This window comes from Streptosporangium sp. DT93 (genome assembly GCF_049844535.1).
In the GTDB taxonomy this organism is placed as follows: Bacteria; Actinomycetota; Actinomycetes; order Streptosporangiales; family Streptosporangiaceae; genus Streptosporangium.
On record NZ_JBNCLF010000108.1, the window covers coordinates 1 to 260 of the forward strand.

Here is a 260-nt window from a genome sequence, read left to right on the forward strand (position 1 = left end):
GGTCAGGGCCGGGAGCGGGGTCGGCCGTTGTGGTTGGGGTCGATCAAGTCGAACATGGGGCACACGCAGGCCGCTGCGGGCGGAGCCGCCGTGATCAAGATGGTGATGGCGATGCGGCATGGGGTGATGCCGCAGACGTTGCACGTGGACGCGCCCTCGTCGCAGGTGGACTGGTCGGAGGGTGCCGTTGAGTTGTTGACGTCGGCGCGGGTGTGGGAGCGGGGGGAGGGTGTGCGTCGGGCGGGGGTGTCGTCGTTCGG

Annotated in this window: 1 pseudogene; it reads left to right on the forward strand. The window is 70.0% G+C overall.

From position 1 onward, the window contains the following. Positions 1 to 27: 27 nt before the first annotated feature. A pseudogene (locus tag ACLQ2R_RS39690) lies at positions 28 to 260 on the forward strand (polyketide synthase); the annotation flags it as partial.